Origin of the sequence: Streptomyces sp. BB1-1-1, assembly GCF_031597775.1 — a bacterium.
Classification (GTDB): domain Bacteria; phylum Actinomycetota; class Actinomycetes; order Streptomycetales; family Streptomycetaceae; genus Streptomyces; species Streptomyces thinghirensis.
This window is the reverse complement of record NZ_CP134203.1, coordinates 4,526,517-4,546,414: the sequence shown is the minus strand read 5'-3', so window position 1 is coordinate 4,546,414 and position 19,898 is coordinate 4,526,517. Positions and strand designations below refer to the sequence as shown.

Here is a 19,898-nt window from a genome sequence, read left to right as displayed (position 1 = left end):
GTCGAGACTAGAGGCAGCCACTGACAACGGCGGAAGTACCGTATGGGCATGGCAGAGAGTGAGCCGATGTGCCCCGAGCGGCTGGTCATGGAGCACGTCACCAGCCGGTGGGGCACCCTGGCCCTGATCGCGCTGCTGGAGCGCCCGTACCGCTTCAGCGAGCTGCGCCGTGAGATCGGCAGGGTCAGCGAGAAGATGCTGGCCCAGACCCTGCGCACCCTGGAGCGCGACGGCCTGGTCCACCGGGACGCCAGGCCGGTGATCCCGCCCCGCGTCGACTACTCCCTGACCGGCCTCGGCCGCGAGGCCGCCGAGCAGGTCAGGGATCTGGCGCTGTGGACGGAGCGGCGGATGGCGGCGGTCGAGCGGGCCCGCGAGGCGTACGACGCCGGGGGAGCCTGACCGCCACCGCCTCCGACGTCACTGCTTGAGGACCGCCTCCATGACGCTCTTGGCGATGGGCGCGCCCAGACCGCCACCGGAGATGTCCTCACGGGAGATGTCCATGTCGGTCGGGTCGATGAAGACGGCCACGGCGACGGACGACCCGTCGTCCTTCTTGCCGTAGGAGACGAACCAGCCGTACGGCACCTTGTCGTCCACGTTGACACCGCGCTGCGCGGTGCCGGTCTTGCCGCCGACCGTGATGCCCTCGATCTGGGCGCGGCGGGCGCTGCCCTCCTTGGCGGTGAACTCCATCATCTGCTGGACCTTCTGCGCGGTCTCGGCGGAGACGGCCTCGCTCATCACCGCGGGCTCGGTCTTCTCCAGCGTGCCGAGGTCCGGGCCCTTGACCTCGTCGACGATGTACGGCTGCATCACCTTGCCGTCGTTGGCCAGCCCGGCGGTGACCATGGCCATCTGCATGGGCGTACTGGTGAGACTGCCCTGTCCCATGCCGGTGAGCGCGGTGCCCGGCGCGTCGAGGTTCTCGGGGTAGAGGCTCTTCGTGGCGAGCAGGTCGCCGAAGTCGTCGGAGTAGACGTTCTCGTTGAAGCCGAACTTCTCGGCCGTCTCGCGCAGCTTGTCCTGGCCCAGCTTGGAGGCGGCGTCGAGGAAGACGTTGTTGCAGGAGTACTGCATCGCGGTCTTCATCGAGGCCTTGTTGCAGACCGCGTCGCCGGCCTCGCTGCCGATCTTGTTGCTGGACTGCGGCAGGGGATACGGGGAGACGGCGTCGGTACGGGCGTCGACATCGGTGACGACGTCGTGCTCCAGCGCGGCGGCCGCGGTGAGGATCTTGAAGGTGGAGCCCGGCGGGTAGGTCTCGCGCAGCGCGCGGTTGGCCAGCGGCTTGTTCTTCTTCTTGTCGAGCGCCACGAAGCGGTCGGACTCCTTGAAGGTGCTGCCCGCGAACACCGACGGGTCGTAGGAGGGCGCCGACACCATGGCCAGCACCTTCCCCGTCGCCGGATCCAGCGCGACCACGGCGCCCCGCGCGCCCTTCAGGTCGGTCAGCCCCTTCCAGGCGGCCTTCTGCGCCTTCGGGTCGATGGTGGTGACCACCGACCCGGCCCGCCGGCCCTCACCGCTGACGACGTCGGCGAACCGCTGGAAGGCCAGCCGGTCGTCCTTGCCGGTCAGGATGGAGTCGTAGGTCTTCTCCAGCAGCGTCATGCCCTGGGCCTGCGACGCGTACCCCGTCACCGGCGCGTACATCGGCCCGTCGACGTAGGTGCGCTTGTACTTGAGGTCGGTGCCCTCGGTCTCGGTGGAGCCGGTGATCGCCCGGCCACCCACGATGATGTCCCCGCGCGCGGTGGCGAACTGCTCGATCTGCACCCGCCGGTTCTTCGTGTCGGAGGCGAGCTCCGGGGCCCGGACGTACTGCAGCCAGTTCGCGCGGATCAGCAGGCCGAGCACCAGCAGCCCGCAGAAGATCGCCACGGCCCTCAGCGGCTTGTTCACCGGCGTCCTCCGTCGAGGCTCGGCCGGAGGGATATCCGGTTTGATATGAAGACGCGTCCTCGCAACATGGGCACACCCTAGACACAGTCGCGAACGGCGATCACCCCGGCGGTGGAACGCCAGAGGCCCCGTCGATCACCTCGACGGGGCCTCTGCTCTGCTGTGCACTCGGCAGGATTCGAACCTGCAACCTTCTGATCCGTAGTCAGATGCTCTATCCGTTAAGCTACGAGTGCTTGTCTTGTTCAGTTTTACCGCCGCTTCCGGCCCTTTCGGCCCGCTCGCGGCGACAGGAAGAACATTACATGACTGCCGCCGCCATGTGAAATCCATTGACCGCACCGCTTGTGACCTGCGGAAACGAGCTATCGAGGCCGTACGGCCGTACGTGCCCGGACAGCACCGAAGCCCCGGCCGAGTGGGCCGGGGCTTCGATGATCCGTGCGGAGGCGGAGGGATTTGAACCCTCGATGGGCTTTAAGACCCAAACCGCATTAGCAGTGCGGCGCCATAGACCGGACTAGGCGACGCCTCCAGACAACATCACCTCTCGCGTGCGAGCGCGAGTGGCGCGTGCCGATGATGACACAGTTGAGCGCGCTGTCACCAATCGACCCCTACGGTACTAGGCGGGCAGGCCGCAGGGCAAAGCCCTTGCCGCCCGGTCGCGCAACGTCCGGCAGGTCGGCGCGTTAGTCAGGTCATGTTCCAGGTCACCCGCCTCCCCGCCGCCGCCCGTCTCCTCGGCGCCGCCGCCCTCTCCGTCGCCTCCCTCGCTTCCCTGTCCGCCGCGCACCCGGCCGCCGCCGCCACTGCCGAGGCGCCGAGCGTCGATCACCTGACGGTCACCGTCCGGGACGCCGGCGCGGGCGCGGACGGCACGTACGAGCTGTACTGCCACCCCCGCGGCGGCAGCCACCCCGACCCGGACGGCGCCTGTGCCGTCGTCGAGCGCGACACGCGGTGGGGGGAGGACACCTTCGCCCCCGTCCCGGAGGGCAGCGTCTGCACCATGCAGTACGGCGGCCCCGCCACCGCGCACGTCACGGGGACCTGGGCCGGACGCCCCGTCGACGTGACGTACGACCGCCGCGACGGTTGCGAGATCTCCCGCTGGGACCGCATGGTGCCGCTGCTGCCCGAGGTGGGGTCGCAGGAGCGGGGACGGTCGTAGGCGCTCCGGTACGGCATCAGGAAGGTGGTCCGGGCAGCGCCGGAGACAGTCCGGTACGGCGCCGGGAGGGTGGTGCGCGGGCACTCGGTCACACGTTCTGCGTCACTTCCTCGTGCGTCCTCCCTGCCATCCCACGCCGCCCGCCCGGCCCCAACCCTTAGACTCCCTCGCGTGACACGCTGTGGGCCGATTGGCAAGATGGCCCAGGCGGTCGGCAAGTGCGGTAACAGGAGGGAAGCGTCTCGTGAGCAGCAGGCCATCCCGAGGCACTGCTCGCCTCGCAGCCATACTGGACGCTCTGCCGGACGCGTTGGTACTGGTCAACGCCAACGGCACCGTCGTCAACGCCAACACCATCGCGCTGGAGGCCTTCGAGACTCCGGGCACCGCGCTGGTCGGGCGCGGGCTGCTGGATCTGCTGCCGCAGTTCGACTCGCGGTTGATCCCCGGGTCCATGCGGCGGCCGGACCACATCGATCCGCGGGCGCGTACGAAGCCCACGCGGATGGTCGCCCGGCGCACCGACGGGACCGAGTTCCCGGTCGAGGTCACCAGCGCCAACCTGGAGACCGGCCAGCAGGCCTACGACAACTACGGCTACACCGGCGACGAACTGCTGATGCTCGTCGTCCGCGACCTCTCCGGCACCGTCGACACCGAGGCCGAGCTGGCCCGTTCGCAGCGGCAGACCGAGATGATCCTGCGGGCCGCCTCCGAGGGCGTCGTCGGGACCGACACCGACGGCCGGATCGTCCTCGTCAACCCGGCCGCCGCCCAGATACTGGGTTACCGGGCCAGCGACCTCGGCGGCCGTGAGCTGCACACCCTCGTCCTGCACTCGCGGGCCGACGGCTCCCCCTTCCCGTACGACGAGTCCCCGCTCGCCGACACCCTGCGCTCGGGTCGCAAGCACCGGGTGCGCGGGCAGGTGGTGTTCGCCAAGAGCGGCGACCAGCTGCCGGTCGACCTGACGACCGCGCCCGTCCGCGACGGCGACCAGCTCGTCGGCGCCGTGATGACCTTCACCGACCGGCGCCCCTACGACGCGCTCGTCAAGGAGCACGAGGACGCGGAGCAGCGGCACGCCGAGGAACTGGAGCGGCTCGCCGAGGAGCACGCCTCCGAGCTGACCGCGCTGCGTCAGCAGCACGTGAGTGAGCTGGAGGAGCTGCGGGAGAAGCACGCGGAGGAGGTCGCCGCGGACGCCGACCGCTACGCCGCGCTCGGTGAGCGGGAGAAGGACCGCTACGAGGCGATCGCCGCCCGGCACGAGCAGCTGCTCACCCTCCTCGGCGGCTCCCTGCGCGGGCCCCTGGACGAACTGCGGCAGGAGCTCGCCGCACTGGCCGCGGACGACGCCGGGCAGCTGTGGCCCGAGGCCAACCAGGTGCTGCACCACCTCTCGGCCGGTTACTCGCGCATCACCACCCTCATCGACAACGTCCTCGGCTATCAGCGCCTCGACGTCGGCAACGAGAGCGTCTCCCGTTCGAAGGTGATGCTCGACGCCGTCGTCGCCGCCGGTGTCGACGGGGCCGTGGAACTGATCGGGCCGGGACGGGTGCAGTTCGCCGTGCACGCGCCGCCCATCGAGGCCGAGGTCGACGTCCGGCTGCTGGCCACCGCGCTCGCGCACCTCGTCGCGGACGTCGCGGGCGTCGACGCCACCGGCAACTCGCCCGTGTCGGCGACGGGCGGCTACCTGGACAACACCGTCGTGGTCGCGGCGGCGCAGCGCGGCGAGGTCGTACGCATCGAGGTGCGCGGTCCGTACACCGGGGGCGACCCGGTGCACGAGCCGATCGTGCGGGGAATCGTGCGGGCGCACGGTGGCGTGCTGCAGACGCACGAGGTGCCGGGCATGAGCGGCAACGCGTACGTGCTGGAGGTGCCGATCGGTGGTGGGGCGGGGGCCGTTGAGGCCCAGGCTCCGGGCCCGGCCCACGGGCAGGCGCAGGTTGCCGACGTCGAGGGTGCGGCGGGTGCCGCGGGTGCGGGCAACGCCCTGGCCGTTCAGGAGCCTGCCTCCGGTGGCGGGCGGCGGCGGGCTCGGCGGGCGTCCGTCGACGCGTTCCTGGAGAGCGAGGTCGCGGGCGCGGCGGGCGAGGACGACGAAGGGGCCGTCGCCGGTCCCGAAGGCTCGGGTACCGCACCGACCGGACGGCGCAGGCGGCGTGCGGCGCAGGCTCAGGCTCATGAACAGGGGCAGGGACAGGGGTCGCTGAAGCAGGGCCCAGGGTCGCTGGAGCAGGGCCAGGTTTCCGTACCGCTTCCGGTTCCCGCGCAGGCGGCGCCGGGCGAGGGGTCCGGCGGTACCGGGCGCCGGCGCGGGCGGCCCGCCGAGGCCGTCGGTGCCTCCGTCGAGGGGCTGCCCCAGGGCCTGCCCGCCGAGGGCGCCGTCGTCATGGCCGGCGAGCACGGCGGAGGGTCCGCGGCCTCCAACACCGGTCTCGGCGGGACCGTACCGCCGCAGGGCGTGCCCGCGCCCGGCGGTCGGCGCGCCCGGCGGGACGGTGGTGAGCAGCAGGCGCTGCCGCCGGCCCTGCCCGCGCAGGCCGGCGAGTCGGACCCGGACGACGAGTCCCGGCCGACCGGGCGCCGGCGCCGTGCCCTGGCGTCCGCGAACGAGCGTGCCGCCGCGCAGGAGGCGGCGCCGCGTCAGGTGTTCGCCCTGCCGCCCGCCGACGTGGACCGGCCGTCCGACGGGACGGCGGAGCCGCACCCGGCAGCAGGCGCCGCAGCGCCCGTGGCGGCTCCCACGGGGCAGGTCCAGGTGCCCGGCCCGGCCGCTTCCGGGGACGCCCTGCTCGACGACGGCCGGCACGACGCCGTACCGCACGACCAGTCCGACGACCACACCCCGCCGCAGCCGCACCCGGCCGAGGCACCCACGGGACGGCGCCGCCGGGCCGGTGCCGCCGCCCAGCAGCCCGAAGAAGCGGTGCCGGTGGCGGCGCAAGGTGGCCATCCGGCGGAAGGTGGCCATCCGGCGCAAGGTGGCCATCCGGCGCAGGGCGGCCCCGCGCGGGAGGCCGCCGTGCATGCAGCGCCCGTGCACGGAGCACCCGTGCATGGAGCACCCGTTCCTCCGCAGAACACCGCCGCACAGGCCGCACAGAGCACCGCCGCGCAGAACACGGCCGGTCAGGGCATGCCCGCCCAGGCCGCACCGGCGCCCGAGTCCGCACCCGCACCCGCTCCCGGGCCCGCGCCTACCGCCCACCCCGAGTCGCCCCACCCCGTCGAGCCCACCGCCGACACCGCGCAGCCCGCTGCCGCCGGTCAGCCGGCCCCGCAGCCGTGGCCCGCCGCAGCGGATGCCACGGGCGTCGGCACCCCCGTACCCCCGGGCACCGGGGCCCCCGTACCCACGGGCGCGGGCACCCCCGTACCCCCGGGCGCCACCACCGGCCCCGCGCCCGCGAGCGCCTCCGGCGCCAACGGCCTCGCCCCCGCCTCGACGCCCCCGCAGGGCGTCCCCGCCTCCACGCCGAGCCGGGGAACCCCGCTGCCGCCGGAGAACGCTCCCGCTCCGCGCGCGGCGCAGCCCCTGCCCGCCGAGGCGTCCGCGCCCGTCGACCCGGGTTCGACGCAGGGGCGGTCGATCAGCGTGCGGACGCTGGGCCAGGGCGTGCCGTTCAACCGGCAGGCGGTTCAGGTGCAGCAGCCGTCGGCCACCCCCGCCCCGCATCAGCCGGGCGGCTCGGGCCGGCGCCGCAAGCTGGGTACGCCGCCCGACCCGGCCGCCACGCGCCCGGAACCGTCGGCCGAGCAGCCGCCCGCCGCGGCGCAGCCGAAGGCCCAGCAGCAGCCCCAGGGCCGGACGCAGGGGCAGGAGCAGCCGTCGCCGGCCGGCGGTCAGCCCCGGCGCGCGCCGGTCACCGAGGGCGCCGGACGGTCGTACGCCATAGGAGCGCCGGACAAGAACGCCGCCGAGGGGCCCGAGCCGCTGGACGGGCCCGGCGGGGCCGTGGAGGTGGCGGACCCGCCGCGTCCGCAGCCGATGGACGACGAGCTGCCGCCGGAGCCGCTGGACAACCCGCGCCGGCTGCTGGTGTGGCCCGCGCCGGACGTCTCCACGCAGCAGGCGCTCAGCGACCGCGGCTACCGGCCGGTCATCGTGCACTCGCGCGAGGAGGTCGACGCGCAGATCGCGGCGTTCCCCGCCGCGCTGTTCGTGGACCCGCTGACCGGGCCGATCACGCGTACGGCGCTCCAGTCGCTGCGCCAGGCCGCCGTGGCGGCCGAGGTGCCGGTGCTGGTCACGGCCGGGCTCGGACAGGCCTCGCGCGATGCCGCCTACGGCGCCGACCCGGCCGTACTGCTGAAGGCGCTCGCACCCCGGGACAGCGAGCAGCACCCGCCGCGCGTGCTGCTGATCGAGGAGCACGCGGAGATCGCGCTGGCGCTGACCGCGACGCTGGAGCGGCGCGGGATGCAGGTGGCGCGGGCGGCGAGCGACGCCGACGCGGTGACGCTGGCCGGGCAGTTCCGGCCGAACCTGGTCGTGATGGACCTGATGCGGGTGCAGCGCGGGCAGGCCGGGTACGCCGGGATCATCGACTGGCTGCGCGCGAACGGGCAGCTCAACCGCACCCCGCTCGTCGTCTACACCGCCGCCGTCGACCAGGCCGACCTGCCGCGGCTGGCCTCGGGCGAGACGGTGCTGTTCCTGGCGGAGCGTTCCACGAGCGGCGAGGTGCAGTCCCGGATCGTCGAGCTGCTCTCACGGATCGGGACCAACTGACGCCGGTCCGGGCTCAGCGGACCTGGCCGGAGACGATCCTGCGCGCCGCCTCCTTGATCGAGGCGCGCAGCCGGTCGGCGTCCGTGTCCTCGCCACCGACCAGGATGCGCTTGATCTGCGGCACGACGGACGCCCAGTTGGTCATCGCGACCAGCAGGAAAAGCAGGTCGGGCGCCGGAATCGCGTCGGTGACCACGCCGCGCGCCTGCCCGTCCCGTACGGCGGCGACCTTGCGGGCGTAGTGGTCCTGGCGTTCGGCCTCGTGGGGCAGCTCGGCGGTGCCGTACTCCATGCCCTCCCAGAAGAGGAGGCGGAGCAGCTCGGGGTGGGCGGCGTGGTAGTCCAGCAGGCGGTCGACCCAGCCCTCGACGTCGTCCGGGTCGACGGGGACGGAGATCGCGAGGTCGAGCATCTTCTTCTCGAGGACGGAGGCGAACAGCTCGCTCTTGTTGCCGTAGTAGGCGTAGATGAGCTGCTTGTTGGCCTTGGCCTCGGCCGCGATGCGGTCGATGCGGGCGCCGGCGATGCCGTAGCGGGCGAATTCGGCGACCGCGGCCTCGAAGATCCGGGCCTTGGTGGCCTCGGGGTCCCTTACTCCCATGGGCACAGGGTAGCGGGGCGGGTCCGGTAACCAACTATTTGGTTGACAGGGCGGGGGGATGCGGATCAGACTCCGGGAGTTGATTCCAACCAACCAGTTAGTTGTTAGTGTGCGCTCGAAGGAGTCGCTCCGCTCATGTCGTCACCGTCAGCAGCCACCAACCGGACCACGCCGGAGGGCGAGGTCCGCGGCGCGCCCGGGAAGAGGCCGTCCGCCTCCTCCCGTCTCTTCCTCCCCCTGATAGCCGTCTGCACCGCTGTCACGGCCGCCAACATCTACCTCGCGGCGCCGCTGCTCCCCCTCATCGCCCACGACTTCGGCTCCACGCCCTCGGCGGTGGCCTGGCTCGCCTCGGTCGCGCAGTTCGGTTACGCGGCCGGCCTGCTCTTCTTCGCCCCGCTCGGCGACAGCGTGAACCGGCGCCGCCTGGTCGCCGTCCTCGCGCTGGTCGCCGCGGCGGCCCTGCTCGTCGGCGCCGCGTCGGCCGGGACCGGCGCGCTCGCGGGCGCCGTCCTGGTCGCCTCGGCCGCGACCGTCGTCCCGCAGCTCCTGGTCCCGCTGGTCGCCGAGCGCGCCCCCGCCGACCGCCGGGCCCGGCACGTCGCGGCCGTCATCGCCGGCCTGTTCACCGGCATCGTGGCGGCCCGCGTGCTCGGCGGGCTGGTCGGGCAGGCCTACGGCTGGCGCGTGGTGTTCGTGGGCGCGGCCGTCCTGACCGCCGTACTGGGCCTGGCGACCGCGTACATCCTGCCCGCGCAGCGGCGTCGGCGGGAGGGCTCGCTGTTCGCCGGGCTCGCCGCAGTTCCCGGCGTGGTGCGCCACTCGCCGGACCTGTGGCGCGCCTGCGTGCGCCAGGCGGGGATGTACGGCGCCTGGAGCGCCCTGTGGACCTCGCTGGCGCTGCTCCTGGCCGGGGGCGAGGGCTACGGCATGACCACCGCCGCGGCCGGGCTGTTCGGCCTGTTCGGGCTCGCGGCGAGTGTCGTCGCGCCGCTCGCGGGCGGCCTGGTCGACCGGTTCGGCGCCGCGAAGGTCGTACGGTCCGCGTATCTCCTCGCCGCCGTGTCGGTGCCGCTGTTCTGGCTGGGCGGGCAGGCGATGGCCGCCCTGTGCGCGGCGGCGGTCCTGGTGCACGCCGCCCTGGTCGCCTCCCACGTCGCCAACCAGACCCTCGCCCTGACCACCACCTCCGCCCCGGCCACCGCCAACACCGCGTACGTCGTCTCCGGCTTCGCGGGCGGCGCCCTGGCCTCGGCCCTCGCGGGGCCCGCCTACGGCCACTGGGGCTGGGGCGGGGTCTGCGCGGTGGCGGGGGCGTGGCTGGTGCTGGGGTGGGCGGCGACTGCCGTACGGGCGCGGTGAGCACGGACGCCGGGAGCGCTCACGCCGGGGCGGGTGCCCGCCCGGCGTGAGCGCGAGGGCAGGTACCCGCCCGGCGTGAGCGCGTCGGAAGGTGAGGGTGCCGGAACGTCCGTCAGAGCCGGGTGACGTCCAGTCCCCCGTCGGCGTACTGCCTGCGCAGCACCTTCTTGTCGAACTTGCCGACGCTCGTCTTCGGCACCGCCTCGATGACCGTCCAGCGCTCCGGGAGCTGCCACTTGGCGATCTTCCCGTCCTCGGCGAGGAAGGCGCGCAGGTCCTCGAAGCCGACGCTCGCGCCCTCCTTGAGGACGACGGTGGCCAGCGGACGCTCGCCCCACTTGTCGTCGGGGACGGCGACCACGGCGGCCTCGGCGACGTCCGGGTGGGACATCAGGGCGTTCTCCAGCTCGACGGAGGAGATCCACTCGCCGCCGGACTTGATGACGTCCTTGGCGCGGTCGGTGAGGGTGAGGAAGCCGTCGGGCGAGATGGTGCCGACGTCGCCGGTCTTCAGCCAGCCGTCCTCGCTGAACTTGTCGGCGGGGCGCAGCGGCTCGGTGCCCGGGCCGTTGTAGTAGGCGCCGGCGATCCAGTTGCCGCGGACCTCCAGCTCACCGGCGGACTCGCCGTCCCAGGGGAGGCGCTCGCCGCCGGGACCGGTGAGGCGGGCCTCGACACCGGCCGGGAAACGGCCCTGGGTGAGGCGGTACGCGAACTCCTCCGGCGTGCCCACCGCGTGGGCCGGCGGCCGGGCGACCGTGCCGAGCGGGGAGGTCTCCGTCATGCCCCAGGCGTGGCAGACCCGCATGCCGAGCGCGTCGAAGGCCTCCATCAGGGACGGGGGACAGGCGGAGCCGCCGATGGTGACCTGGGTGAGGGAGGAGACGTCGCGGGGCTTGGCGGTCAGCTCGGCGAGCAGGCCCTGCCAGATGGTGGGAACGGCGGCGGCGTGCGTCGGCTTCTCGCTCTCGATCATCTCGGCGAGCGGCACGGGCTGCAGGAAGCGGTCCGGCATCAGCATGTTCACGCCGGTCATGAAGGTGGCGTGCGGCAGTCCCCAGGCGTTGACGTGGAACTGCGGGACCACGACCAGCGAGGTGTCCTCGTCGGTCAGACCCATCGACTGGGCCATGTTGACCTGCATGGAGTGCAGGTAGATGGAGCGGTGGCTGTAGACCACGCCCTTGGGGTCGCCGGTGGTGCCGGAGGTGTAGCACATGGCGGCGGCGGCCCGCTCGTCCAGCTCGGGCCAGTCGTACGCGGTCGGCTTCCCCGCGATCAGGTCCCCGTACTCGTGCACCTGGACCGACGCCTCGGCCAGCAGGGAGCGGTCGCCGGGGCCGGTGACGACGACGTGCTCGACCGTCTTGAGGTGCGGCAGCAGCGGGGCGAGCAGGGGAAGCAGGGAACCGTTGGCGATCACGACGCGGTCGGCCGCGTGGTTCACGATCCAGGCCAGCTGCTCGGGCGGGAGGCGAAGATTGAGGGTGTGGAGGACCGCGCCCATGGAGGGGATCGCGAAGTAGGCCTCGACGTGCTCCGCATTGTTCCAGGCGAGGGTCGCGACACGTTCGTCGTCCTGGACCTGGAGGTCCGCGCGCAGCGCGTGCGCCAGCTGGGCGGCACGGGCGCCGATCTCGGCGAAGGAGCGGCGGTGCGGCTCTTCCTCACCGGTCCAGGTGGTCACCTGGGAGCTGCCGTGGATCGTCGACCCGTGGGTCAGGATCCTCGATATCAGCAGCGGTACGTCCTGCATCGTGCTCAGCACGGTGTCCTCCCGGGGCGACATTGCCTACGCGGCGGTAAGGTTTGCGCTGATTCTGCGCACATACCGCGCGGTATGTCACTACTCCCGGGTGATCGATCAGTGCCCGTTGCCCGGCAAGGTGTCCGACAGGGACACTCACCGACGGCGAACGGAGCGGTTCGTCACCGAACAATCCCCAGCTCAGGGTCCTCACGGAGCTTGCCGAGCGCCCGCGACACCGCCGACTTCACCGTCCCCACGGAAACTCCGAGCACTTCGGCCGTCTGGGCCTCGCTGAGGTCCTCGTAGTACCTGAGAACGACCATCGCCCGCTGCCGGGCGGGCAGCTTCATGATCGCCCGCCACATCGCGTCGTGCAGGGCCTGCCGCTCCGCCGGGTCGTCGCCGGCGAGGACGGGCTCCGGCTCCGGCAGCTCGTCGCAGGCGAACTCGTCGACCTTGCGCTTGCGCCACTGCGACGTCCGGGTGTTCAGCAGGGCCCGGCGCACGTATCCGTCCAGCGCGCGATGGTCCTCGATGCGTTCCCAGGCCACGTACGTCTTGGTGAGCGCGGTCTGCAGCAGGTCCTCGGCGTCGCTCGGGTTCGCGGTCAGCGACCGGGCGGTGCGCAGCAGCACCGGCTGGCGGGCCCTCACGTACGACGAGAACGACGGGTACGGGAAGGTCTGCGGCTTGGCTGCGGCCATGGCTGTGGCCTTGACCGGGGCCTTGGCCGGGGCCGAGGCCGTGGCGGCGTTCGAAGCGCTGGTGCAGACGGGTGTGGTCATGGCTCAACGCTATGAGCGAGGGGGTGTCCGGCGGATCGGCCGCAGGTCCCGAAGCAGAGTCCGCCTCAGGTTGTAGGGGTGGTGCCGGCTGCACCTCCTGTAGGTGGACGAGGGGAGGAGGGGTACTGCGGGTTCACCCCTGGGGGCTCCCCGAGAGGCGAGCCCTCACGCCGTACGCGCGTCGTGGACACGTCGTACGCGCGTCGGGCGGACGTCGCACGCGGGCGTCGTGGGCACGACGTCCGCGCACGAAAACGCCTGGGCGGCGATACCGGAGTACCGCCGCCCAGGCGCCTTGCGACCCCATGAAGCACACCCGCACAGAGACTGAGGGGCCGGCGCGGGAGCGCACCCGCGCCGGTCCCTCAGCTCACCACCACAGGGGGGTGAAGCTGACGGCCACGTTCTCGTTGCCCTGGTTGATCGCCGTGAACGCGGAGCCGTCGACCTGCGCGGTGTTGCTCTGGTTCGAGGCCCCCGAGCCGACCGCCTGCTGCTGCGTGGTGGACGAGTTGCCGTTGTTGTCCCCGCCGACGCCGCTGCCGAGGATGCCCGCGAAGGCCTCGGAAGCGGTCGCGTTCGATCCGTTGTCCGCGATGGCTCCGTTGTCCGCCGTCGCCATGCCGCTGAAGAGGGCGGCGGCGAGCGGAAGGGCGGCGACAGCGGCGACGACGCGGGCGGTACGGATGCTTGCCATGTTGTTCCTCCAGAACAAGTGCGCACCGGCTTGTGGCCGACAGCGCGTGAAGTACGTGAAGTAGAGCGGCAGTAGAGCTGTAGTGGATCCGAAGTGGGTCCGAAGTGGAGCTTTCGCCAAGGCAGTTGGCCGACCGCCTCGACGCTGTGCACGACGTCGCGTGATCAGAGTTGCCCATCGAATCCCCGGCGAACCACCCCGGAAGCCCTGATTCGCCCTCAAGCGTGATGACAAGTCGATAAACCCCTTTGCTTCCCTTCCGTCCCAGCTCAGGGCAGTGCGGACAGCTCCTCCCCAAGCGCCGCAAGAGGTGAAGCGTTCCGGCACTTTTTCCGCCCGACACCCCTCCCCGGCGCGTCGCACGCACCCCCCTTCCCTTTCTCGAACATACGTACGAACATAGAGCCATGGCCACCACCGACCGGCAGGCCACGACGCTGGCCCTCGCACACGCCCTGTCAGCCGCCGAGCGCGGACTGGCCGTCATCCCCCTGTCCCGGACGAAGCTCCCGGCCCTGCGCTCCCCCCACCGCGACGACCCGGCACCGGCCCCCTGCCACGGCGAGTGCGGCCGCTTCGGCCACGGGGTCTACGACGCCTCCACCGACCCCGCCCGCATCCGCGAACTCTTCGCCGCCGCGCCCTGGGCGACGGGCTACGGCATCGCCTGCGGCCTGCCGCCGCACCACCTGATCGGCGTCGACCTGGACACGAAGTCGGAGACGGACTCCTCGGCCGCCCTGCGCGAACTCGCCCTGCGCCACCTGTTCACGATCCCGCCCACCGTCGTCGTACTGACCCCCAGCGGAGGACGCCACCTCTGGCTGAGCGGCCCGCCCGACCGCGTCGTCCCCAATTCGGCCGGCCGCCTCGCCCCCGGCATCGACATCCGCGGCGCCGGCGGCTACCTGGTCGGCCCCGGCTCACGCACCCGGCACGGCGCGTACGCCGCCGCCCCCGGCACGGCCCACCTCGCCCCCGCGGCCTGCCCGCCCGCGCTCCTGCGCCTCCTGCTCCCACCGCCACGCGCACACCAGCCGGCCCTCTCCGCGTCGGAAGCGCACGGTCAGGGACTCGTCCAGTTCGTCCTCGCCGCCCACGAGGGCCAGCGCAACACCCGCCTGTTCTGGGCCGCCTGCCGCGCCTACGAGGACGGCATCGGCCCCGCCCTCGTGGACCCCCTGATCGAGGCGGCCCTCGACACCGGCCTGGGCGAACGCGAGGCCCGAGCGACGATCGCGTCAGCGGCCCGCATGACGGGCCACCACCCCTGACCCACATGCACGGCCGCTCCAACCGACCCCGCTACGACTTCACGGAGGCGATCACGGCGGCGAGCGCGGCGGTCACCGCGAGGCTCCCCGCCATGACCATCCCCACACCCACCATGAAGAGACCACTGGAGTCGTCCGACCAGTCGTAGTAGGCGGAAGCGGTCAGCCCGACGGTGACCCCGACCACGGCGCCTGCGGCGTAGCGCCGGGACGCCGCCCAGTACACCGGCACCAGCAGAGTCAGCACGAGCCCGATCACCTGCCACGCCTCGTACGGACCGGTCGTCGAACCGTCGGCGTGCACATCACGCTGCTGGTCCCACCCGAGCCAGGCGGCCCACAACGCCGACGTCACACCGGCCAGTACGAGGCCCCACACCAGCTGGGGGACGGGCTTGGGCTGTCGTTGTTCCATGCCCCAAGCGTTCAGTCGCGCCCGTGGCGCCGACCAGAGCACTAGTACTCATCTCGACCCGAGTACGCGAGACCGCCCACGTCGGCCACCCGGGCGCCGCCCGCCCGATCGGCCCACCCGGAGGACGCGGCACCCCAGCGAACCGAGCCCGTAAGCGGCTGAGCCACGGCGGTGCTCTGCGGGCAGCGCACACGACGACGGCCCCCGACCGTAACGCCTGGTCAGGGGCCGTCAATCCGTGCGGTGGGTGTGGGATTTGAACCCACGGTGACTCGCGCCACGACGGTTTTCAAGACCTTCTGGGGGTCGGTTGCCTTACCCGCTCCCGTGCAGGTCAGGCGAGCGAAACCGCCCCGTCTCGGCCGCCGCCCTGCTGGCCGTGCCCGCTACGTGCCCCAAGCGACGACCGTGCCCGCTCAACCGCCAGTCACAACGGGAACGATCACTGCGGCAACAGCCGACAGCAGGCCGCCCACAGCGAGGGCCCCGTTGAACTTCTCCTTGGCCGTCGGGAACACGGACCGGCTGACGTTCCCAACCTTGCTGCGCAGAACGATCATCTTGATCTTTTGCCACCTGTGCTGACGCTTTGAGCAGCCCATCAGCACGCCGTACGCGTTGTTCCGGCAGTAGGTCCGGCCATCTCGGTTAACCGCTCCACACCAGACCGGCACCTGGAAGGCAGCGTAGGCCGAGACGCCGACTGATAGAGCCACGATCACCGGCAAGGCCCATTGCTGGCTCCAGGCAACGACCAAGGCAGCAGCCACCATGTATCCCCAGTACAGACGCACTACTTTCGCCATGAGCACTCAGCGTAGCGACACGGGCGCGCACCGCACAGGCGGGAACAGGACAGCCAGCGCACGGGAGGTGTCCTCGAAAAGCAACTGCGAAAGCTACCCGTCACCCTGCTGTGCAAGCTTTCAGGGGCCAGATTGTGCCGCGCGCCTGGTGCAGCAAAGCTAATGGATACTCGACAGTGTCTCGCGCGCCGTGGCAGTGAACACGTCCAACCGACGGTGGAACTCAGCCTCTGCCAGCTCGTACGCCGGCTGCGCGCCCTCATCTGATTGCTCAAGAGGGTGCAACGCTCTATTGGCTGTGATTACCGATTTTCTCAGCTCATCTGCGGCCTCAGCTACGGGTGTTGGTCCTTCCAGGACGACGAGTCTGATGCAGCGCATCAAAGGATCAAAGGCCGCCCGCAGTTCGCCACGGAGCCTTTCGACATGCTGTAGTAGGTGCTCATCGGACCCCTTGAGCATGCCCTTCACTTGGAAATGAAGTTCTGCCGTTTCATGGGCCCGCTCGATTACCTCGGCGTAGGCTGCGCGGCGCGATTCGCGAAGATGCGTTGCCTGTTGCGCTCGCGATGAGGCTTCAACCTGGATGCGCGCCGCGCGGGCCGTCCCTCGGCTTGTCACCCAACCTGCGAGAACAGCAGTTCCGCCAGTCAGGGCCGCGACCCATAGTGAAGAGTCCACCGCCTCAGTCTCGGGTCGGCGTTGGAACCACTCCAGATCGCGGATTGGCCACATGGCTCGTTCAGACCGGCAAGCTCACTACCGTAAGGCCCCAGCCGCAACGCTCCTGGCCATGCCTCCGGCCAGGAGCGAGTAACGCTGGCTTCTCAACGTGGCGTGGGTGCCTCGGGCGAACCCTCACCTTCTTGCCCTCCGAACCATGCGTCAGCCGCCTCCGCGACCTGGTCATCGCGACCGGCGACTGGCCGGGCGTAGTGGCGGGTGGTGACGCTGGCGTTCGAGTGGCCGAGCCGGTGAGCAGCGGTCATCACGCCGTACCGGTCAGCTACCCACGTGCCGTGCGAGGCTCGGAGATCATGCGGCGTGACATCTATCAGCCCGGCAGCGACCACTGCGGGGTCAAAGTAGGCCTTGCGCCACTGGTTGTAGCGCAGGGGCTTGCCGCCCGGGGTCGTGAAGAGGAGCGCGTCATCCCCGCCGGGCAGAGTCTCCAGGTGCCGGCCGAGCCGCTTGGCGAGGGACGGGCCCACTCGGAGCAGTCGCTTCTGATGCGACTTGGGAGTGTCGAAGACCAGCGTGCCGTTCGCCTCGGCCAGGTTCTCGTCGACCAGGACGAAGCCCCCAGACACGTCGATGTCCACGCGCCGCAGGGCGAACGCTTCGCCCACACGCAGACCTGCGTACGCGAGGAGCGCGATCAGCAGGTCATGCGGATTGGTCGCTCCCTTGACGATCCGCGACGCTTCCAGCGGCGTGAGGATGTGCGGCTCGGTCTGCGGCATCCGAGGCAGCCTCACGCCCCTGCACGGTGTCTGCGGGATCATGTCGTTGTCGACGGCAGAGCGCATGATCTGCGACAACACCCGGTACGCCTGCCGGATGCGCGAGGCGCTGAGCCCCTTGGTCCGCATCGCACCCACCCACTCGGTGACCGTAATGGGCCGAAGGCTGGAGAGTTCACGATCACCAAGTGCTGGATCTATCAGCGAGTTGATCAGAGACCGGTACGACGCCTGAGTCTTGTGCTTGAGCTGAGGCGACACCGCCGCGAGCCAGCGAGCCGCCCAGTCGCGAACGGTCGTCTGCCCCTCGGCCGGGTCGAGCCAGCGCCCCTCTTCGATCTCGATGCGTTTCCGCATGAGCCAGCGATCCGCGTCCGTGGTCGTGGCGAACGTCCGGTCCGCAGGGCGCAGCACACCGTCAGGCCCCGGATAGCGAGCTTGGAACCGGCCGGACGGCAGCTTGCGGATACGGCCGAAGCCCCGCCGGGACTTGCGCTTGCCAGCCATCAGGCAGCCCTCCTGAGTCCCGTGGACCGCAGGAGGATCGGTTGCACGGTGTTTGCACTCACGTACTCCTCTACGGCGGTCTCCGGGATGCGGACGTGCCGGCCGACCTTCACGAAGGTGATACGGCGCTCCTCGATGAGGCGCCGAGGAAAGCGGACCCCCGTACCAAGGCGTTCGGCGACCTGGTCCACGGTGAGAAGCCGGTCCACAGTCACCACTCCCCCTCGTCTGCGGCCAGTCCGGCCAAGGCGTCGCGGGCAGTTTCACGATTGGTCTGGAGCCGACGCGCGATCGTGTCGGCGAGGACGGATTCACCCGGGCTGTGGCCGTGTCCTGCGTACTGCCAGTCGGTGAGGACGAGGACGGTGTCCGGCTCGCGGTCGTCCAGGCCGAGGGCGGTGTGTTCCTGGGCGGCGCGGTAGTCGGCGCGTGTCTGGCGCAGGGCCCCGAGGGTGGTGGAGTAGCGGCGGGACTTGGAGGAGAAGTGGCCGCGGAAGCCGAGCATGTGAGCCCAGGCCCACAGGCGCCGGTCCGGGTAGAGGCGGTCCAGGTCGCGGCATGCGGTGATGAGTCGGCGGGTGTGGTCCGGGACCTGGTGGCGGTCGAGTTCGGAGAGTTCGCCGATGCGGCGGTCGAGGGTGCCGGTGTTCTCGGCGGCTTTGGTGGAGTACTTGGCGACGTAGGAGGCGACGGCCTGTTCGGTGATGTTGGAGCCGTCGCCGAACGCCTTAACTGGGCGCACGTCGAGCTGTGTGCCCCAGCAGAAGGACCGGGCCGGTTGTTCCCCGGCGGCCGGGACGGAGACGGACGTGTAGGAGTGCGCCGCAGCAGCGTGGATCGCGTCGGCGAGGAGGACGACCGTTGCCCAGGCAGGCGGAGGCGTTCCGGGTCCATCCGGTCCGTCGAGCCGGATCACCGCATGGAAGTGCAGGGCCCCGCGCTTTTGAAACTCGGCGACCTTGCCGTATGAGACACGAACGCGGTCGGCGAGTTCTCGGCGGGTGAGGCCGGCGCGGGCGGCGAGTTCTCGGCGCAGTCGTGTCGTGAAGCGCTGCCAGAGCTGTCCGGCGTGGTTGTTGAACAGGACGGCGCCCGCGTAGTCGTACGTCGCCGGGTCGAGGGCGGTGCCCAGTTCCGGGGCGTCCGGGGCGTGTTGGGTGCCGCAGCGGCAGGTGCCGTGATCGGGCCTGTTGTGGACCGGGCCGAAGGAGGGGGCGGTGAGGGTGGCGAACACGCGGGGGTGATCCCGGACCGTGGCGGGGACGTCTCGGCGGTCGTCTCCGGCCAGGCCCGCGCGGATGAGGTGGTAGGTGTCTCCGGCGTAGGTCCAGGCGCAGGAGGGGCAGCGGGAGGCGCGGCGGTTGCCGCAGGCGAGGCGGAGGCGTCCGCCGGGCTCTACGGCGGTCGTGTAGTGGTGCAGGGTCTCACCGGTGGTCTTGTCTTTGTGGAGGGTCCAGCCGGTGAGGTGGATGGGGTCGGAGCAACCGCCGGTGCGGCGGATCTGGTCTTCCCAGCGGGTGTAGTCGGGGGCCGAGGCGACACGGAGGAGGTCGCCGAGGGTGGTCGGGTCGAGCAGCGGGGCATGCGCGGTCGGGGCGCGGTGCGCCATGCTGGGTGCTTCCTTCCGGTTGTGAGATCGGTTGGGGACGGCGCCCGGGCGGCGGATGCTTGGCGGTATCGAGGCCGCCCGGGGGCCGGTCAGCGTCGCTTGGCGTCGGCGTGGACGAGAGAGCGGATCACCAGGGCGCAGACGGCGACCGAGGCACCGGTGATGGCGACGGCCAGGAGCAGCGAGACGAGAACTGCGCCGACGACCAGGACGACGGCCGTTCCGCCGCCGACGAGGGCGAGGGCGGTGCCGGGGGTGAGCTGCACCGTGGGCCGGGTCGGCGCGGGAGCGACCGGAGCAGGCGGCGGAACCTGCGTGCTCGGCATGACGGCGGTCGGCTCCACTACCGCGGGCGGCGTGAGGTGGCCGGCGGGCGTGGGGTTGGTCGGGATCTTCGGGCGGAGCATCGGGGTTCTCCCTTCGGGTCGTGCTACTTGACGAAGCCGTTGACGACGGGGGCCAGCACGCTGTCGGCGATGAGGAAGCCGCCGAGGAGGAGTACGGCGATGAGCCACCAGGGCGGGCGGATGAGCTTGACGCCGAGGTAGCCGACGGCGAGGAGCGCGAGCCAGAGCGGGACGTCCATCGGGTGGCCTCCTAGCTGACGCGGCAGCGGTGGGTGCGGGCGGCGAGCTGTGCGGCGGACTGGCTGGCGTAGTCGGCGGACCAGCCGCAGCGGTCGTTGGTGCACACGGCGGCGTGTTTGGTCTGGCCCCGGCGGTCGCGGTGGGTGCCGATCTGCACGGGGCCGATCCGCATGACGGAGTGGAAGAAGTCGCGGGCGGGCATGTCAGCCGGTC

General features: G+C 71.5%; 18 protein-coding genes and 2 tRNA genes. 5 read left to right on the top strand and 15 right to left on the bottom strand.

Translation table 11 applies throughout. From position 1 onward, the window contains the following. The first annotated feature begins 42 nt into the window (after nucleotides 1–42). Entirely contained in the window at nucleotides 43–402 is a 360-nt protein-coding gene (locus tag RI578_RS20920) for a helix-turn-helix domain-containing protein (protein ID WP_310872485.1), read from the top strand. An 18-nt stretch (nucleotides 403–420) separates the two neighbouring features. Here the strand turns inward: RI578_RS20920 and RI578_RS20915 are convergent, their stop codons facing one another. The 3 genes from RI578_RS20915 to RI578_RS20905 all read right to left on the bottom strand — a co-directional run bounded on the left by RI578_RS20915 (nucleotide 421) and on the right by RI578_RS20905 (nucleotide 2,443). After that, nucleotides 421–1,908 carry a penicillin-binding protein 2 gene (locus RI578_RS20915; RefSeq protein WP_310872484.1) on the bottom strand — a complete coding sequence of 496 codons (1,488 nt, stop codon included), beginning with the start codon at nucleotides 1,906–1,908 and terminating at the stop codon, nucleotides 421–423. 163 nt (nucleotides 1,909–2,071) lie between these two features. Further along, a tRNA-Arg gene (locus RI578_RS20910) sits at nucleotides 2,072–2,144 on the bottom strand. A gap of 208 nt (nucleotides 2,145–2,352) precedes the next feature. Next, nucleotides 2,353–2,443, bottom strand: a tRNA-Ser gene (locus tag RI578_RS20905). A 168-nt stretch (nucleotides 2,444–2,611) separates the two neighbouring features. Between RI578_RS20905 and RI578_RS20900 the strand changes: the two genes are divergently transcribed. After that, on the top strand, nucleotides 2,612–3,082 hold the full coding sequence (locus RI578_RS20900; protein WP_310872483.1) for an SSI family serine proteinase inhibitor: 471 nt from the start codon (nucleotides 2,612–2,614) through the stop codon (nucleotides 3,080–3,082). 244 nt (nucleotides 3,083–3,326) lie between these two features. Then, nucleotides 3,327–7,829, top strand: a complete 4,503-nt coding sequence (locus RI578_RS20895) for a PAS domain-containing protein (protein WP_310872482.1) — start codon at nucleotides 3,327–3,329, stop codon at nucleotides 7,827–7,829. 13 nt (nucleotides 7,830–7,842) lie between these two features. On the opposite strand, the gene RI578_RS20890 is transcribed toward RI578_RS20895, so the two are convergent. Continuing rightward, on the bottom strand, nucleotides 7,843–8,430 hold the full coding sequence (locus RI578_RS20890; RefSeq protein ID WP_310872481.1) for a TetR family transcriptional regulator: 588 nt from the start codon (nucleotides 8,428–8,430) through the stop codon (nucleotides 7,843–7,845). Between the two features lie 135 nt (nucleotides 8,431–8,565). Between RI578_RS20890 and RI578_RS20885 the strand changes: the two genes are divergently transcribed. Beyond that, nucleotides 8,566–9,792 (top strand): MFS transporter, encoded by a 1,227-nt coding sequence (locus tag RI578_RS20885; protein ID WP_310872480.1) that lies wholly within the window; start codon nucleotides 8,566–8,568, stop codon nucleotides 9,790–9,792. Nucleotides 9,793–9,904: 112 nt separating this feature from the next. On the opposite strand, the gene RI578_RS20880 is transcribed toward RI578_RS20885, so the two are convergent. The 3 genes from RI578_RS20880 to RI578_RS20870 form a co-directional block, all read right to left on the bottom strand. After that, nucleotides 9,905–11,581 (bottom strand): long-chain fatty acid--CoA ligase, encoded by a 1,677-nt coding sequence (locus RI578_RS20880; RefSeq protein ID WP_310872479.1) that lies wholly within the window; start codon nucleotides 11,579–11,581, stop codon nucleotides 9,905–9,907. A gap of 140 nt (nucleotides 11,582–11,721) precedes the next feature. Further along, nucleotides 11,722–12,327: a SigE family RNA polymerase sigma factor gene (locus RI578_RS20875; protein WP_310872478.1), complete on the bottom strand. Its 606-nt coding sequence runs from the start codon at nucleotides 12,325–12,327 to the stop codon at nucleotides 11,722–11,724. A gap of 370 nt (nucleotides 12,328–12,697) precedes the next feature. After that, entirely contained in the window at nucleotides 12,698–13,024 is a 327-nt protein-coding gene (locus RI578_RS20870) for a hypothetical protein (RefSeq protein ID WP_310872477.1), read from the bottom strand. Nucleotides 13,025–13,431: 407 nt separating this feature from the next. On the opposite strand from RI578_RS20870, the gene RI578_RS20865 reads away from it, so the two are divergent. After that, nucleotides 13,432–14,298 carry a bifunctional DNA primase/polymerase gene (locus tag RI578_RS20865; RefSeq protein ID WP_310872476.1) on the top strand — a complete coding sequence of 289 codons (867 nt, stop codon included), beginning with the start codon at nucleotides 13,432–13,434 and terminating at the stop codon, nucleotides 14,296–14,298. Nucleotides 14,299–14,329: 31 nt separating this feature from the next. Here RI578_RS20865 and RI578_RS20860 read toward each other — a convergent pair whose 3' ends face one another. The 8 genes from RI578_RS20860 to RI578_RS20825 all read right to left on the bottom strand — a co-directional run bounded on the left by RI578_RS20860 (nucleotide 14,330) and on the right by RI578_RS20825 (nucleotide 19,887). Then, entirely contained in the window at nucleotides 14,330–14,713 is a 384-nt protein-coding gene (locus tag RI578_RS20860; protein ID WP_310872475.1) for a hypothetical protein, read from the bottom strand. A gap of 416 nt (nucleotides 14,714–15,129) precedes the next feature. Then, a complete protein-coding gene (locus tag RI578_RS20855) occupies nucleotides 15,130–15,519 on the bottom strand; it encodes a hypothetical protein (RefSeq protein ID WP_310872474.1) in 390 nt (129 codons plus the stop codon). Between the two features lie 827 nt (nucleotides 15,520–16,346). After that, a complete protein-coding gene (locus RI578_RS20850; protein WP_310872473.1) occupies nucleotides 16,347–17,489 on the bottom strand; it encodes a tyrosine-type recombinase/integrase in 1,143 nt (380 codons plus the stop codon). Next, entirely contained in the window at nucleotides 17,489–17,707 is a 219-nt protein-coding gene (locus RI578_RS20845; RefSeq protein WP_234956343.1) for a helix-turn-helix domain-containing protein, read from the bottom strand. Before RI578_RS20845 ends, RI578_RS20850 begins: the two co-directional genes overlap by 1 nt. Then, nucleotides 17,701–19,098, bottom strand: coding sequence for a replication initiator protein RepSA (repSA, locus tag RI578_RS20840; RefSeq protein ID WP_310872472.1), 1,398 nt, complete (start codon nucleotides 19,096–19,098; stop codon nucleotides 17,701–17,703). The genes RI578_RS20845 and repSA overlap by 7 nt, the downstream gene beginning before the upstream one ends. 89 nt (nucleotides 19,099–19,187) lie before the next feature. After that, the gene (locus tag RI578_RS20835) at nucleotides 19,188–19,505 is read right to left on the bottom strand and encodes a SpdD-like protein (RefSeq protein WP_310872471.1); all 318 of its coding nucleotides are present in this window, start codon (nucleotides 19,503–19,505) and stop codon (nucleotides 19,188–19,190) included. Nucleotides 19,506–19,528: 23 nt separating this feature from the next. Continuing rightward, complete coding sequence (locus tag RI578_RS20830) at nucleotides 19,529–19,684, bottom strand: hypothetical protein (protein WP_003950175.1); 156 nt, start codon at nucleotides 19,682–19,684, stop codon at nucleotides 19,529–19,531. An 11-nt stretch (nucleotides 19,685–19,695) separates the two neighbouring features. After that, on the bottom strand, nucleotides 19,696–19,887 hold the full coding sequence (locus RI578_RS20825; protein WP_310872470.1) for a mobile element transfer protein: 192 nt from the start codon (nucleotides 19,885–19,887) through the stop codon (nucleotides 19,696–19,698). Between the last annotated feature and the right edge of the window lie 11 nt (nucleotides 19,888–19,898).

What these genes read in the sequence shown, in the direction of transcription:
- RI578_RS20920 (WP_310872485.1), top strand. Translation starts at nt 43, where the DNA reads ATGGGCATGGCAGAGAGTGAGCCGATGTGCCCCGAGCGGCTGGTCATG.
- RI578_RS20900 (WP_310872483.1), top strand. Translation starts at nt 2,612, where the DNA reads ATGTTCCAGGTCACCCGCCTCCCCGCCGCCGCCCGTCTCCTCGGCGCC.
- RI578_RS20890 (WP_310872481.1), bottom strand. Translation starts at nt 8,430, where the DNA reads ATGGGAGTAAGGGACCCCGAGGCCACCAAGGCCCGGATCTTCGAGGCC.
- RI578_RS20885 (WP_310872480.1), top strand. Translation starts at nt 8,566, where the DNA reads ATGTCGTCACCGTCAGCAGCCACCAACCGGACCACGCCGGAGGGCGAG.
- RI578_RS20880 (WP_310872479.1), bottom strand. Translation starts at nt 11,581, where the DNA reads ATGTCGCCCCGGGAGGACACCGTGCTGAGCACGATGCAGGACGTACCG.
- RI578_RS20875 (WP_310872478.1), bottom strand. Translation starts at nt 12,327, where the DNA reads ATGACCACACCCGTCTGCACCAGCGCTTCGAACGCCGCCACGGCCTCG.
- RI578_RS20870 (WP_310872477.1), bottom strand. Translation starts at nt 13,024, where the DNA reads ATGGCAAGCATCCGTACCGCCCGCGTCGTCGCCGCTGTCGCCGCCCTT.
- RI578_RS20865 (WP_310872476.1), top strand. Translation starts at nt 13,432, where the DNA reads ATGGCCACCACCGACCGGCAGGCCACGACGCTGGCCCTCGCACACGCC.
- RI578_RS20860 (WP_310872475.1), bottom strand. Translation starts at nt 14,713, where the DNA reads ATGGAACAACGACAGCCCAAGCCCGTCCCCCAGCTGGTGTGGGGCCTC.
- RI578_RS20855 (WP_310872474.1), bottom strand. Translation starts at nt 15,519, where the DNA reads ATGGCGAAAGTAGTGCGTCTGTACTGGGGATACATGGTGGCTGCTGCC.
- RI578_RS20850 (WP_310872473.1), bottom strand. Translation starts at nt 17,489, where the DNA reads ATGGCTGGCAAGCGCAAGTCCCGGCGGGGCTTCGGCCGTATCCGCAAG.
- repSA (WP_310872472.1), bottom strand. Translation starts at nt 19,098, where the DNA reads ATGGCGCACCGCGCCCCGACCGCGCATGCCCCGCTGCTCGACCCGACC.
- RI578_RS20835 (WP_310872471.1), bottom strand. Translation starts at nt 19,505, where the DNA reads ATGCTCCGCCCGAAGATCCCGACCAACCCCACGCCCGCCGGCCACCTC.
- RI578_RS20830 (WP_003950175.1), bottom strand. Translation starts at nt 19,684, where the DNA reads ATGGACGTCCCGCTCTGGCTCGCGCTCCTCGCCGTCGGCTACCTCGGC.
- RI578_RS20825 (WP_310872470.1), bottom strand. Translation starts at nt 19,887, where the DNA reads ATGCCCGCCCGCGACTTCTTCCACTCCGTCATGCGGATCGGCCCCGTG.